The organism is Nocardia sp. NPDC049220 (assembly GCF_040647855.1).
In the GTDB taxonomy this organism is placed as follows: domain Bacteria; phylum Actinomycetota; class Actinomycetes; order Mycobacteriales; family Mycobacteriaceae; genus Nocardia.
The window spans coordinates 240,368-254,516 of record NZ_JBEZDA010000003.1; the positions used below are offsets into that span (position 1 = coordinate 240,368).

Consider the following 14,149-nt stretch of genomic DNA (forward strand, 5'->3'; position numbering starts at 1 on the left):
CTTCGGTGGATGCGATGTCTGTTACGCCGGTCCATCCTGCTTGCTGTCGACGAATGCGTCTGCGCTCTCGGCCTCGGATGTCGCTACGGGATTCCATCCCGCCATCTGCCACTGTCCTCCGTTGCGTTCCAACCAGGACAGCAGCGGTTCCATGCTGTCGAGGGCCAAATCCATCTCGTGGTCGAACACGGCACGAGTCTCGGACGGGACTCGGAACAACAGGACGACCGTGTCGGTGTCGGTGCTGCTCACCGGGAAGCTTTCCTGGCCCGGGCCCAGCCCGGGTAGCGCGTCGTGTCTTTCGGTGTCGGGCATGGGTACGGCCTCCCGATTCGGCTCGTCTGGTGTGCCTGTGCGGGCGCCGGAATCGGGTATTCGGTTCCGGCAGGGCTTGCCGTGCGTTGGTCGACTTTCGAGGATGCCGGTTGTTTGCCGACATCTGGTGAGATCAGCTTGACACAATGCGGTCGGATCGCGGTCGAGCTTCCTGCGTTCGCGGGTCGGGCTGTCTGATTCCGGCCGTCTGGAGTCCGATCGACGAAGGATCGTCCAGCCGAGGTGAGTGTGCCCGAGCGTGACTGTGCCGAAGTTCGCTGCGAATGGCGCGGCAGTGGTCGAAATCCGGTTTCTGGTGGATACGCTCGGCGCCAACCGGGGATTGGTTGCCCGTGTTCGCCGCCTCTGTTGATCGAATAGTGGAAGCGGGACGCCGGCGGTGGTCGGGCAGACCATTGCCGCACTTGTCTGGACCAGGCGCACGACAATGACATTCGACGATGTGAAGAATCGAGGCGAGGCATGATCGATGATCCGCGCACCGCGGACCTGCGCGACAAGGTCGCCGCATTGATGCCGCAGGCGAAAAGGGACCTCGCCCAACTCGTCTCGTTCCGATCGGTCGCCGATTTCAGGCAGTTCCCCGCAGAGGAGTGCGAGCGTGCCGCGCAGTGGGTCGCCGATGCGTTCGCCGGGGCCGGACTGACCAAGGTCGGCCTGCACGAAACACCGGACGGCAGTAAGGCCGTCATCGCCGCCCGTCCCGCGCCGCACGGCGCACCGACGGTGTTGCTCTACTGCCACTACGACGTCCAGCCGCCGATGGACGAGGCGGCCTGGCGGACCCCACCCTGGGAACTCGCCGAGAAGGGCGGGCGGTGGTACGGCCGAGGCAGCGCCGACTGCAAGGGCAACATCGTCATGCATCTGACGGCGTTGCGTGCGCTGGGCCCCGACTTGCCGCTGGGGGTGACGCTGGTCGCCGATGGTTCCGAGGAGCAGTGCACTGACGGACTGGAGCGCTTCGTCGAGGCCAACCCGGACCTGCTGCGCGCGGACGCGATCGTGGTGGGGGAAAGCGGTAATTTCGCCGTCGGCGTGCCGACGTTCACCGAGACGTTGCGCGGCAGCGTGAACGTCGTGGTCACCCTCGAAACCCTCGCGGGGCCGATGCATTCCGGCATGTTCGGCGGCGCGGCCCCGGACGCGCTCGCGGCGCTGATCCAGCTGCTCGCCTCGCTGCGCGACAAGCGCGGCAACACCACCATCGCCGGTCTGCGCACCGACCAGGTCTGGTCGGGTGTGCAGTATCCGAGCGAACAGTTCCACGCCGACGCCCGCGTGCTCGGCGGTGTCGAGCTGACCGGTGACGGCAGCGTTGCCGACATGCTCTGGGCGCGACCGGCCCTGACGGTGCTCGGCATCGACGCTCCCGCGGTGGCCGGGTCCGCCGCCGCGATCCAGCCGATCGCCCGCGCGCGCCTGAACCTGCGCATTCCACCCGGCATCGACCCGAGGTACGCCCACAAAGCGCTCGTCGCGCACCTCGAGGCGAACACACCATGGCAGGCGAAACTCACGATCGAACTCGAATCATTCGGTGCGCCGTTCGAGTCGGGCACCGGCGGCCCGGCCCGGGCCGCCATGGAGGCAGCACTCGCCGCGGCCTATGGCCGCCCCGCGACCACCCAGGGCCAGGGCGGGTCCATTCCGCAGTGCAACGTCTTCGCCGACACGTACCCGGACGCGGAGATCATGCTGCTCGGGGTGGAGGAACCGAGCTGCCTGATCCACGCGCCCAACGAGAGCGTCGACCCGAAGGAGATCGAGCGGATGGCCTTGGCCGAGGCGCTGTTCCTGGCGACTTACCGGCGCGGGAGGCTACAACTCGGTGGCGTCCTCCGGTTGGAGTACCCGGAATTCGGTTCCGGTGGGCGCCATCTCGACGAGGCGGCCGAAATAGATGCCGTGTGCCTCCGGACGGATGATGCCGTAGTGGATGGGCAGGGCGGTGCGCGGATTGACCGCGCGTAGATAGTCGACCGCCTCGCTGATCCGCATCCACGGCGCGGCGGCCGGTGTGGCCAATACGCCGACCGGCACCGGCGGCACCCACAGCGAGTCACCGGGGTGTACGAATTCGGCCGGATCGTCCGCGGTGCCCAGCTGGAAGACAGTGTTGTCGATCACCGGGATCTCGGGGTGGATGACCGCGTGCCTCCCGCCACCTCCGGTGATCTGGAGGTCGCCGAGGGTGAGCACCGTGCCCGCGTGTATCGCCTCCCACTGCCCACCACGTTGCTCGGCGGTTTGTGGATCGCACAGCAGCCGGGCGCCGGGGTTGGTCTCGATCAGCGCGTCGACTCGGACCGGGTCGATATGGTCGGGATGCTGATGCGTGACCGCGATCGCGTCGAGTCCGGTGATGCCCTCGAAGCCGTGCGAGAAGGTTCCCGGGTCGAACAAGATCTTCTTACCGCGCAACTCGACGAGCAGACAGGAGTGACCGAAGTGGGCTATGCGCATGTCGCCATGCTAGTGCTGAATTCGCTCTCCGCGACGCGGCGGGTTGGTTTTGTCCGACCCCGCGGATGCCGCTTGCGACCAGCGCAACTAGGCTGCTGAGGTAACCCCCCAACCACACATGAGGAGCAACGCGTGGCACGAGTCGTGGTCGAGGTGATGCCGAAGGCCGAGATCCTGGATCCCCAGGGACAGGCCATCGTCGGCGCGCTCCCGCGCCTGGGATTCGAGGGCATCTCGGATGTGCGGCAGGGCAAGCGGTTCGAACTCGTCGTCGATGACGGCATCGATGACGCGGCACTCGAGCAGATCGCCGAATCGCTGCTGTGCAACACGGTGATCGAAGAGTGGAAGGTGGTCCGCCTCTCATGAGCGCGCGGATCGGGGTCATCACGTTTCCCGGCACGCTCGACGACGTCGATGCCGCACGGGCGGTGCGCTCGGCGGGCGCCGAGGCCGTCAGCCTGTGGCACGCCGACGCCGACCTGAAGAAGGTCGACGCGGTGATCGTGCCGGGCGGTTTCTCCTACGGCGACTACCTGCGCGCCGGGGCCATCGCCAGGTTCGCCCCGGTGATGGGCGAGGTCGTGCGCGCGGCGAACGCCGGACTTCCGGTGCTCGGCATCTGCAACGGTTTTCAGGTGCTCTGCGAGGCCGGTCTCCTGCCCGGCGCGCTGACCCGCAACGAGGGCCTGCACTTCGTCTGCCGCGACGAGTGGCTGTCGGTGGAGTCGGTGTCGACAGTGTGGACCTCCCGCTTCGAGCCGAGCGCCCAGATCCTGGTCCCGCTCAAGTCCGGTGAGGGCCGCTACCAGGCCTCGCCCGCGGTGCTCGACCAACTGGAGGGCGAGGGGCGGGTGGTGTTCCGCTACGCGGGCGACAACCCGAACGGGTCACAGCGCGGTATCGCGGGTATCGCGTCGGCCAACGGTCGCGTCGTCGGCTTGATGCCGCACCCGGAGCACGCTACCGAGGCACTGACCGGACCGAGTGACGACGGCCTCGGCCTGTTCCTCTCCGTACTGGACACGCTGGTTTCCGCGTAGCATCCCGCCGAGCGAGGCCAGGTGATTCGATCGACGACGTCGCGATCGGCAGCACCGCGGCAAACCTCGTTTCGCCGCGAGTGGATTGCCTCGACGGCGTCGCGGTCCGCACCGCGCACGGCGCTGTCGGATATGCCGGCGTGAAGAAGCTGGATGCCACGTCGGAGTCGGCGCCGGACCCGGATATCGGCAGCGCGAACTCATGTGCGCCCCGGCTTACCCGCCACTGAGCAGAACCCGCTGGTGGCCGGGTACTGCTCAGGCCCCGGGTCGGGCGTGTCCCCCGTAGCTGACCGCGAACAAACAGTGCGAACGTTGGCAGGCGGTTGCCCGCGCGCTACCGCACTGCCGTGTGCCAGCCGAGGGTGTGTGCCCGGTCGGTGGCCGGAGACGCCGCGACCTCGATGACGACCTCGCCGGGCCGCCCGGCGTCGATATTCATCGTACGAATTTCGCGACCGAGAATTTCACGGCCGCGGTCGATTCCATCGACAACCGAGGAATTCACGTGCGGCGCATACGACTAAATGATACCGACCGGTCCCCGCATGGAACCCTACTGTCGGCCTGGATTGTGGGCTACGGGCCGTCGCCGAACGCTCGCATTCGGTACGCTTCTCCTCGTTCGGGCGAAATTCAGCGCAGGCGGGAAGTAATGACAGCCATTGTAAGCGGATATTCCACGCTGCATGGTGCACTGCGTGCCGCGGAACGCGGTTGGCTGCGGCATCTGGACGCCGCATTGTGCGCCAGGCAGCTCTCGGCGGATCAGTGGTCGATGTTGTCGAATCTGGGCGACGGCTCCGGAATCACCATGTCCGAACTCGCGGCCAGGTCACAACTCGCCCCGTCCTCGGCGACCAGGCACGCCGACTACCTGGCCGAGCGCGGTCTGATCTTCCGGCTCGCGGCGCAGGACGATCGGCGGCGTATCCTGATCGGTCTCAGTAAACTCGGGTCCGAATTGGTCGCTGCGGTGCGTGCGGAAGAGGCGCGCGCCGAGCATGAGTTGCGGGGGCGAATCGGCGCGCGCCGCTATGCGGAACTCATGCGGGCACTGGATCTGGTTTCCATCGATCCGGAGTAAACGTCGAAGTAAGCCGAGCCGGGCTCATCCGATGAATGTCCCGATTGTCTCGAAGGTGCGATCCGTCGGGATGCAAACCATTCACGTTGTTATGTTCGAATGGAACGAATTCGGTTCGAAGGTCATTCGTCTGCCGGGCATCGCGATGTTCGGTGAATGGCGGCTCGACGTAGCGGGGGCAATGCGCGCGCGTCTTCGAGACGGGGGAGCAGAGCTGAACCAGATGTTTGCCTAGGATCGCAGACATGCCCGTATCCATCACTGACGCCAGTGCCACGGGGTTGTGCGCGTTCATCGACGCGTCGCCCTCGCCGTTCCACGTCTGCCGAACAGTCGCGGGCGAGCTGGATGCCCGCGGCTTCACCCGACTCGCGGAATCGCGGCCCTGGCCCTCGGACGGCCCGAGCAGACACTACGTGGTGCGCGGCGGATCCCTGGTCGCCTGGGCCACGGCGGACGCTTCGGGCGCAACCCCGTTCCGGGTGGTCGGCGCGCACACCGACAGTCCGAACTTGCGTGTCAAACAGTATCCGGACCTGCTCTCGGCGGGCTGGCAGCTGGTCGGTTTGGAGCCCTACGGCGGTGCACTGCTGAACTCTTGGCTCGATCGCGAACTCGGCGTCTCCGGGCGGCTGAGCGTTCGCGATGGAAACACGGTGCGTGAACGGCTGATACGCATCGATGAGCCGATCCTGCGCGTTCCGCAGTTGGCCATTCACCTGTCCGAGGACCGCAGAAGTATCACGCTCGACCCGCAGCGGCATGTCAATGCGGTATGGGGCATCGGATACGAGTCGGCAGCGTTCGTCGATTTCGTGGCGGGCCGGGTCGAGGTCGACCCGGACCAGGTCCTCGGCTGGGAGTTGATGACCCACGACCTGACACCGAGCAGGCTGGTCGGGCGCGACCAGGACCTGGTCAGTGCGCCACGCCTGGACAACCAAGGCACTTGCTTCGCTGGCCTGCGGGCGTTTCTGGCGGCGATCGACGATCCGGGCGCGGCCATCCCGGTGCTGGCCATGTTCGACCACGAGGAGGTCGGCAGCCAGTCCGATCGCGGCGCGCAGTCGGACCTGCTTCCCACGGTGCTGGAACGCATCGTGCTCTCGCGTGACGGTGGACGCACCGATTACCTGGCCGCACTGGCCGGTTCGGTGTGCGCGTCCGGCGACATGGCGCATGCGACACATCCCAACTACCCGGATCGGCACGAGCCCGCGCACCGGATCGAGGTGAACGGCGGGCCGGTGCTCAAGGTCAACCAGAACCTGCGTTACGCCACCGACGCGGCAGGCGCGGGCGAGTTCGCGCTCGCCTGCGCACAGGCGGGAGTTCCGTTGCAGCGCTACGTGCATCGCGCCGATCTGCCCTGCGGCTCGACCATCGGTCCGATGACCGCGGCCCGCACCGGCATCCCGACGGTCGATGTCGGGGCGCCGCAGCTGGCGATGCACTCGGCGCGCGAGCTGATGGGCGCGGCCGATGTCCCGTCCTACGCCGCTGCCTTGGCCGCCTTCCTCACACCCGAGACCTCCGGGCGGTAGGTGGCGACCGCGACCACGAACACTCCGAGAGTGGCCAGCACGTAGCTACTTCCGATGATCTGCTGCCACCAGGCCCAGTCCAACTCGCGGTCGGTGGAGTGCGGCAATAACCAGTGCGGGCCGATCAGGAACAGGACGGTGCCCGCCGCGACGGCGCCGACCAGTCGTCGACCGCGCGTGCCACGCACCATCATGTCGGCGGTGACCACCAGCGCGGGCGCGATCCACACCCAGTGGTGCGACCAGGACACCGGCGAGACGAGTAGCACCGCGGCGGCGTTGACCAGCAGCGCCGCCACGGTCGCGCCCGCGTCGATCAGCCTGCGCATCCACACCGCGGCGAGGGCGATGGCGACCAGCGAGAGCGAGAGCCACACCAGGGTGGCCACCGAGTCGGTGACGTCGAGGCGGAATGCCATGCCCTTGAGGGATTGGTTACCCGCGAAATAGGGCGGCCCGATCCGATCGGTGTCAGCGAGCGTGTGGAACCAGTACTCCATCGAATCGCCAGGGAACATGACGAATCCGATGCCGATCGCCGCGATCGCGGCGGCCACGAGCGTGCCGGCCGCCTTCCAGTCCTTGCGGAGCAGGAAATACAGCAGGTATCCCCCCGGGATCAGTTTCACCGACACCGCGATGCCGATCAGCATGCCGCGCGGCCACCGCGGTGTGCGCGCCAGGCAGTCCAGGGCGATCGCGGCCATCAGCACGAGGTTGATCTGGCCGAAGCCGAATGTCTGGCGGATCGGCTCGAAGAACTGTGCCAGTGCGACCGCACCGATGACCAGCGTCAGCACGGTGCGCCGGGACAGTTCGGGGCGGATGCGCACGAGCACCAGCCACAGCGTGATCCCCAGGCTCAGCACGGAGGTGACGACCACCACGAACTCGGCGATCGGCAGTGGCAGCATGGCAAGTGGAGCGAAGAACAGCGCGGCAAGCGGGGGGTAGGTGAACGGAAGCCCGATCCCGGCGACCGGCGGCATCGGCCCGTACAACTCACCACCGTCCAGCCAGACCCGAGCGCCGTTGCGATAGACCTGGAGATCGATGTAGCCGTTCCACCAGTGCACCAACAGCGACACGAGTGCCGACACGGCAAACATCGCGATGGCAGCAATCAGCCAGCGCATCTGTAGCGGGGAAAGGTTCAGCGCCGGGGCGCGGGTGATCGTCCGGGCCTCGGCGTTCCCGGGGCGCGCGGCGTCCGTGGCGACCGACCGCTCGCTCGGATTCGCAACCCCCGCTCCTTCATTCACCGGCTCAGAGTAGCCGGTCAGTTCGGTCGGTCGGCTGGTCGACCCGCGTGCTGATGCCTGCCCGAGGCGCCGCCGCGCGCACGGTCGCGCGCCGGGCCCGGTGCTGCTGCCGCGCCCTCACCTGCACGCCCCATACCCACTGCCTCTAGACTTACACGCAGGCATCTCGCCGCAACCCAGTGACAATGCTCGTCGCTTCACAATGCCCGGCCGAAAGGACCCTGGTACTCCGTGACTCCGCAGGTCGACACCGTCAGCGCAGCCGCAGCAAACCCGAACGTGCCGCAACCCTACAAAGAACTAGGCCTCAAGGACGACGAGTACGCCCGGATCAAGGAGATCCTCGGTCGCCGGCCGACGGACGCCGAGCTGGCGATGTACTCCGTGATGTGGAGCGAGCACTGCTCCTACAAGTCGTCGAAAGTGCATCTGCGCTACTTCGGCGAGACCACCACCGACGAGATGCGCAAGTCCATGCTCGCCGGCATCGGTGAGAATGCGGGCGTGGTCGACGTCGGCGACGGCTGGGCGGTCACCTTCAAGGTGGAAAGCCACAACCATCCTTCCTACGTCGAGCCCTACCAGGGTGCGGCTACCGGCGTCGGCGGCATCGTGCGTGACATCATGGCGATGGGCGCGCGTCCGATCGCGGTGATGGATCAGCTCCGCTTCGGAGCGGCCGACGCGCTCGACACCCGGCGCGTGGTGGACGGCGTGGTGCGCGGCGTCGGCGGCTACGGCAATTCGCTCGGCCTACCGAATGTCGGCGGCGAAACCGTCTTCGACGCTTCCTATCAGGGCAATCCGCTGGTGAATGCGTTGTGCGCCGGCGTGATGCGGGTCGAAGACCTGCATCTGGCCTTCGCCTCCGGCACCGGTAACAAGATCATTCTGTTCGGTGCGCGCACCGGCCTGGACGGCATCGGCGGCGTCTCGGTGCTCGCCTCGGATACCTTCTCCGGCGACGAGTCCGGGACCGGACGCAAGAAGTTGCCCTCGGTGCAGGTCGGCGACCCGTTCACCGAGAAGGTGCTCATCGAGTGCTGTCTCGAGTTGTACGCGGCCAAGCTCGTCGTCGGCATTCAAGATCTCGGCGGTGCCGGATTGTCCTGCGCCACTTCCGAACTCGCGGCGGCCGGGGACGGCGGCATGTACATCGAGCTGGACCGGGTGCCGCTGCGCGCGAGCAACATGACCCCCGCCGAGGTGCTCTCCAGCGAATCGCAGGAGCGTATGTGCGCGGTGGTCACCCCGGAGAACGTGGACGCGTTCATGGCGGTGTGCCGCAAGTGGGACGTGCTGGCCACGGTGATCGGCGAGGTCACCGATGGTGACCGGCTCGTGGTCACCTGGCATGGTGCGACCGTGGTGGACGTGCCGCCGCGCACCGTCGCGCACGAGGGCCCGGTGTACGAGCGCCCGGTCCGGCGTCCCGACGAGCAGGACGCCCTGATCGCCGATACCCCGGACAAGCTGGCCCGCCCCAAGACCGCCGACGAGTTGCGCGCGACGCTGCTACAGATGATCTCTAGCCCGCAGCTGTGCAGCCGGAAGTGGATCACCGAGCAGTACGACCGGTATGTGCGCGGCAACACCGTGCTGGCCGAGCACGCGGACGCGGGCGTCCTCCGGATCGACGAGGAGACCGGCCGAGGCATCGCGTTGGCCACCGACGCCTCCGGCCGCTACACCAAGCTGGATCCGTACACCGGCGCGCAGCTCGCGCTGGCCGAGGCATACCGCAATGTCGCGACCACCGGTGCGACGCCGAAGGCGGTCACCAACTGCCTCAACTTCGGTTCGCCGGAGGATCCGGGCGTGATGTGGCAGTTCCAGCAGGCCGTGCGTGGTCTCGCGGACGGCTGTGTGGCGCTGGGCATCCCGGTCACCGGCGGGAACGTGAGCTTCTACAACCAGACCGGACAGACGGCGATCCTGCCGACTCCGGTGGTCGGCGTACTCGGCGTGCTCGACGACGTGCACCGCCGCATTCCGACCGGACTCGGCCTGGAACCGGGCGAGACGCTGATCCTGCTCGGCGAGACCCGCGACGAGTTCGGCGGTTCCATCTGGTCCCAGGTCGCGCACGACCACCTCGGCGGCCAGCCGCCGAAGGTCGACTTCGCCCGGGAGCAACTGCTCGCCGAAGTTCTGACCGCCGGTTCGCGCGACGGCATGATCAGTGCGGCACACGACCTTTCGGAGGGTGGGCTCGCGCAGGCGGTCATCGAAGCCGCACTGGCAGGCGAGACCGGTTGCCGCATCCTGCTTCCCGAGGACGCCGACCCGTTTGTCATGCTTTTCGCCGAATCGGCCGGTCGGGTGCTCGTCGCCGTTCCGCGCTCGGAGGAGACCAGGTTCACTCGTATGTGCACGGCGCGCGAACTGCCGTGGGTGCGCATCGGCGTAGTCGATCAAGGGGCGGATTCGGTCGAGGTGCAGGGTCAGTTCTCGGTCCCCATGGCCGAGCTGCGCGCCGCGCACGAGGGCACGCTGCCGAAGCTGTTCGGGGCGGGCACGGTCTGACCGGGCCGGCTGGAAGGCCGCCCCGGCGACCGCGTGAATGCCCACCTGGGCGGGCCAGGACCCCTCGATTGCCGGGCCCGCCAGGTGCGCTCGGTCACGCGACCGAGGTGAACGGATCGTGCTCGGCCAGTAGTTTTTCCAGCCGCGCCTGGTCGACACGACCGTGTACGGAGGCGGCCTCGTGCTGGTCGCGCACCACCTTCGACAGCGTGAAGGTGCTTGTCACCAGGAACAGCATGGACATCGCGAGGAAACCACGCTGCCAGATATCCAGTGGCAAATAGAGAATGCCGACGCCCGCCCCGAAAAAGCTGACGCCGAACGCGATCGCGGCCTGAGCGACGAAAGCCGAGGTGGCCTTCGGCTGTGCGGTGGTTGTGCTCATGGATACCAATTCTGCGGACCAGGCGGCCCGCGCGACCGCGTACAACTACTCGAGCGGACTGGGTAATTGCCGTGCGGCGGAAGAACTTCGATGCGGTTGCTCATTGTGCCGTGGGCTGGTGATCGCGTGGTGTCGGTCGCGATTGTCTGGTCCGCGGGTGCCTGATCTGGGACGTTACTCCCGGTTGCGTGCCGTGGGCTGCTCGGCCACCACTCGCTGCGCGGGCGTCGGTCGCGGTCGAGCGTCTGCGCCGTTCCGAGCGTCGACTGGCTGACCTGCTGTCCCGCTCCGGTGTGATCGGCCGGTGTTCGGTGTGATGCCGAGGGAATCCGTGTCGCGGATGGGCGACGTGCCGGGCCGCGGGTGCCGAGCGCCATACTGTTCGAGTGCTCGAGACGACCACGACCTTGCGGAGGCTGCGTACGCGCGTCATCGTGGTCGTTCGACGCGCCGAGGAGATCATCGACCTGAACTATGTCGGCCTTGTGGTCGCGACCGTGTTCTTCGCGTTGTCGGTGACGCCGTCGCTGCTGCCGCGGGACTGGCTGTTTCAGGGGTTGATCAGCGGAATCAACGCCGCACTCGGGTACGGCGTCGGCTGCCTGCTGGAATGGTTGTTCCGGCTGTGGGTGCGACCGCGCCTGAGGATTTCCGCGCCGCCCACATGGATGCGCTACGCGATGAAGTCGGCCGTCTTGGGCACCGCCGCGCTGAGCGCCGCCCTGATGCTCGTACAGTCGGCGCGCTGGCAGCGCGCGATCACCGCGCTGATGGGGATGGAGGGCACCACCACGCCCGCCTACCTGCGCACCGGGCTGCTCAGCATGGCGATCGGCGTGGTGGTGGTTGCCGTCTACCGGACCATGCGCGAGATCATCCTGTTCCTGGCTCGGCTGCTCAATCAGTGGGTGCGGGTGCCGCGTGAGCTCGCGCCCGCCGCCGGGTTTCTCGTGCTGGTCGTGCTGGCGGTGACGATCTTCAATGGCGTCGCCTCGCGGGCGTTCTTCGCGGTGGCCAACTCGGCCTTCAGTGTGCGCAACGACTACACCTCGGAGAACGCGGTGCAGCCGCAGCAGGCGGAGCGCTCCGGCAGTCCCGCTTCGCTGGCGCGCTGGGAGACGCTCGGTTTCGAAGGGCGGTGGTTCGTCTCGCACGGCCCGACCGCCAGCCGCATCACTTCGATCACCGGTCGGCCCGCCAAGGAACCGATCCGGGCCTACGTCGGCCTGGAATCGGTCGACGGTGGCGAGGAACCGGCCGATCTCGCGGTGTCCGAACTGGAACGGACCGGGGCGTTCGACCGGAAGGCGCTGGTGGTGGTCACCACCACCGGGACCGGGTGGGTCAACTCCATGGCGGCGGGAGCGATCGAGTACATGTATGGCGGCGACACCGCGATCGTCGCCACGCAGTACTCCTATCTGCCGAGCGTGCTGTCGTTCCTGGCGGACCGGAGCAAGGCGACCGCCGCGGGCAAGCAGTTGTTCGACGCGGTGTACCAGCATTGGACGGCACGACCGCCGCAGCAGCGACCGAGGCTGCTGGTATATGGGGAGAGCCTGGGGTCGGAGGGGTCCGAGGCGGCCTTCGACGGTCTTGCCGACCTACGGGCTCAGGTGGACGGAGCGCTGTGGGTCGGCCCGCCGAACTCGAATCGGCTGTGGCAGCAGTTCGTCTCGCGCCGTGATCCTGGCTCGCGACAGGTCGAACCGGTGTACGCGGACGGGCTCGTGGTGCGGTTCGCCTCCGATAGCGCCGATCTGGCGCGGCCCTCGACCGAATGGCGGCCGCCGCGCATCGCTTATTTGCAGCACGCGTCCGACCCGATCGTGTGGTGGTCGCCGGATCTGATCTTCTCGCAGCCGGATTGGTTGTCCGAACCGCGCGGTGCGGATGTGTCCGCGCATATGCGCTGGTGGCCGTTCGTCACGTTTTGGCAGGTCGCCGCTGACCTCACCAACGCACAGGGCGTCACCGACGGTCATGGGCACCGCTATGGCAGCCTGGTACTGGACGCTTGGGCGGCCATCGCGGCGCCACCGGGCTGGACCGCGGAGATGTCCGAGCGGATCCGGGGCGAGCTGGAGGCCGCGGAGGAATACGAGCGGAAGACCAAGTGAGCCCAACCCGTGTCGCGGGAACGGCCGCGGCCATCGTCGTTCCGCCGGCCTGGAACAACTGGATCCTGCCGCGGCTGCGGCTCGGCATCCGTGGCCGGACTGCCGCCAACGCTGGTTTCGCCGTCGGATACGCGCTTGTGCTGCGCGGCAAGCCGAACTGGGGCGCGCCGCGCGGCGTCCGCTGCGGGCTGGTTTCGGCCTCGATAGTGGCTGCCGGCTACGCGGCCCTTCTCGCCGTTCCGTGGGTGCGGCGCCGCCTGGGGGAGTACGCCGACCGTGGGCCTGAGGTGTCGGCGGTGGAGTGGGTCGCCGTGCACATCCCGGTCGGCACGGTCTATAGCGAGGAACTGGTCTTCCGCGCCACCTTGGACCCGTTGCTCGACAACGCTTTCGGTGCCCGCGCCGGTGCGCTGCTCGGCGCGGTGACGTTCGGACTATGGCACATCGCGCCCGCGCGTGCGGCGGGTGACAGCGTGCCCGCGACGGTTGCCGCGACCTCGGTGGGCGGTTTCGTGTTCGGCTGGTTGCGCCGCCGCACCGACAGTGCCGTCGCTCCCGCGCTGCTGCACCTGGCCGTCGATGTCGGCGGTGGGATCGCGGTGCGTGTGGCCCGTCGCCTCGTGTCGTCCCGTCGCGACTGAGCCGACCCCCTCGCTCGCACGCCGGAGTGTATATCCGTTCCGCCGTAACCTTGCCGATGACAAGCGCCGCGGACGTCCTAGGGGCGTTTGGTGATCACCACTGGTTTGATCTCCCCCGGAATGTCCGCGAACGCCGATACGGGCACACCGAATACGGTGGCGAGGACATCGCGAGGCAGCGAATTGAAGGCGGCCACGATGCCGATGTCGTCATAGGTCTCATCTGCGCTGGTATTGAATACGATCAATACTTGCAGCGGATCGGCGGTACCGGCATTTTCGAAGTAGTGGAAGAATCCCTGCGGCACGAAGACGAGATCGCCCGGACCGGCGTCGAAGACATCGTTGCGGTAGGCCCCGTCCGGGTGCGTGCCCAGTACCGTCCATTTAGCTCGGCCGGCGATGACGAAGTTCATTTCCCACGCCGTGGGATGCCAGTGCGGTTCGCGCATCCCACCGACATCGAGATGAACGAAATAGACTGCGCCGTTCTGGCCGCGCAGCACCGGGAACGTGTCTTCATTGGCACCCCGGAGTGTCCCGCCCTGATAGACGGTGGGATCGGCCGCGGTGAGTTTGAACAGATGCGGAGCTTGGTTGAGATTACGGTTGATGTCACCGGTGGTATCCGTGTGCTGCGGCGTCGTGTCCGAACGGGCAGCGTCGGCGATCAGTGCGCCGGCGAGCACACCACCGCCAACGGTGCCGGCGCCGATGGCGGCCCGGCGATTCAGCAAGT

Annotated in this window: 13 protein-coding genes and 1 pseudogene; 9 read left to right on the forward strand and 5 right to left on the reverse strand. The window is 67.4% G+C overall.

The genetic code is table 11. The features are described 5' to 3' along the window. Positions 1-21: 21 nt before the first annotated feature. Positions 22-315 (reverse strand): hypothetical protein, encoded by a 294-nt coding sequence (locus AB0C34_RS12665; protein WP_357070588.1) that lies wholly within the window; start codon positions 313-315, stop codon positions 22-24. 483 nt (positions 316-798) lie between these two features. On the opposite strand from AB0C34_RS12665, the pseudogene AB0C34_RS12670 reads away from it, so the two are divergent. After that, positions 799-2,136, forward strand: a pseudogene (locus AB0C34_RS12670) (dipeptidase); the annotation flags it as partial. Between the two features lie 21 nt (positions 2,137-2,157). Here the strand turns inward: AB0C34_RS12670 and AB0C34_RS12675 are convergent. Beyond that, positions 2,158-2,802, reverse strand: a complete 645-nt coding sequence (locus tag AB0C34_RS12675; RefSeq protein WP_357070591.1) for an MBL fold metallo-hydrolase — start codon at positions 2,800-2,802, stop codon at positions 2,158-2,160. 132 nt (positions 2,803-2,934) lie between these two features. On the opposite strand from AB0C34_RS12675, the gene purS reads away from it, so the two are divergent. The 5 genes from purS (at position 2,935) to AB0C34_RS12700 (ending at position 6,476) form a co-directional block, all read left to right on the forward strand. Then, the gene (purS, locus tag AB0C34_RS12680) at positions 2,935-3,171 is read left to right on the forward strand and encodes a phosphoribosylformylglycinamidine synthase subunit PurS (RefSeq protein WP_357070594.1); all 237 of its coding nucleotides are present in this window, start codon (positions 2,935-2,937) and stop codon (positions 3,169-3,171) included. Continuing rightward, entirely contained in the window at positions 3,168-3,845 is a 678-nt protein-coding gene (purQ, locus tag AB0C34_RS12685) for a phosphoribosylformylglycinamidine synthase subunit PurQ (RefSeq protein ID WP_357070597.1), read from the forward strand. The genes purS and purQ overlap by 4 nt, the downstream gene beginning before the upstream one ends. Positions 3,846-4,500: 655 nt before the next feature. Further along, complete coding sequence (locus AB0C34_RS12690) at positions 4,501-4,932, forward strand: MarR family transcriptional regulator (RefSeq protein WP_357070600.1); 432 nt, start codon at positions 4,501-4,503, stop codon at positions 4,930-4,932. Between the two features lie 31 nt (positions 4,933-4,963). Next, positions 4,964-5,167, forward strand: coding sequence for a hypothetical protein (locus AB0C34_RS12695; protein ID WP_357070603.1), 204 nt, complete (start codon positions 4,964-4,966; stop codon positions 5,165-5,167). A gap of 10 nt (positions 5,168-5,177) precedes the next feature. After that, positions 5,178-6,476 carry a M18 family aminopeptidase gene (locus AB0C34_RS12700; protein WP_357070606.1) on the forward strand — a complete coding sequence of 433 codons (1,299 nt, stop codon included), beginning with the start codon at positions 5,178-5,180 and terminating at the stop codon, positions 6,474-6,476. Here the strand turns inward: AB0C34_RS12700 and AB0C34_RS12705 are convergent. Beyond that, positions 6,425-7,738, reverse strand: coding sequence for a glycosyltransferase 87 family protein (locus tag AB0C34_RS12705; protein WP_357070609.1), 1,314 nt, complete (start codon positions 7,736-7,738; stop codon positions 6,425-6,427). The two genes, AB0C34_RS12700 and AB0C34_RS12705, sit on opposite strands and share 52 nt — an antisense overlap. 231 nt (positions 7,739-7,969) lie before the next feature. Between AB0C34_RS12705 and purL the strand changes: the two genes are divergently transcribed. Continuing rightward, the gene (purL, locus tag AB0C34_RS12710) at positions 7,970-10,264 is read left to right on the forward strand and encodes a phosphoribosylformylglycinamidine synthase subunit PurL (protein WP_357070612.1); all 2,295 of its coding nucleotides are present in this window, start codon (positions 7,970-7,972) and stop codon (positions 10,262-10,264) included. 94 nt (positions 10,265-10,358) lie between these two features. Here purL and AB0C34_RS12715 read toward each other — a convergent pair whose 3' ends face one another. Beyond that, positions 10,359-10,649 (reverse strand): YiaA/YiaB family inner membrane protein, encoded by a 291-nt coding sequence (locus AB0C34_RS12715; protein ID WP_357070615.1) that lies wholly within the window; start codon positions 10,647-10,649, stop codon positions 10,359-10,361. A 386-nt stretch (positions 10,650-11,035) separates the two neighbouring features. Between AB0C34_RS12715 and AB0C34_RS12720 the strand changes: the two genes are divergently transcribed. Beyond that, positions 11,036-12,769, forward strand: coding sequence for an alpha/beta hydrolase (locus tag AB0C34_RS12720; protein WP_357070618.1), 1,734 nt, complete (start codon positions 11,036-11,038; stop codon positions 12,767-12,769). Further along, entirely contained in the window at positions 12,766-13,410 is a 645-nt protein-coding gene (locus tag AB0C34_RS12725) for a CPBP family intramembrane glutamic endopeptidase (protein ID WP_357070621.1), read from the forward strand. Before AB0C34_RS12720 ends, AB0C34_RS12725 begins: the two co-directional genes overlap by 4 nt. A gap of 77 nt (positions 13,411-13,487) precedes the next feature. Here AB0C34_RS12725 and AB0C34_RS12730 read toward each other — a convergent pair whose 3' ends face one another. Further along, the gene (locus AB0C34_RS12730; protein ID WP_357070624.1) at positions 13,488-14,099 is read right to left on the reverse strand and encodes a cupin domain-containing protein; all 612 of its coding nucleotides are present in this window, start codon (positions 14,097-14,099) and stop codon (positions 13,488-13,490) included. Positions 14,100-14,149 lie beyond the last annotated feature (50 nt).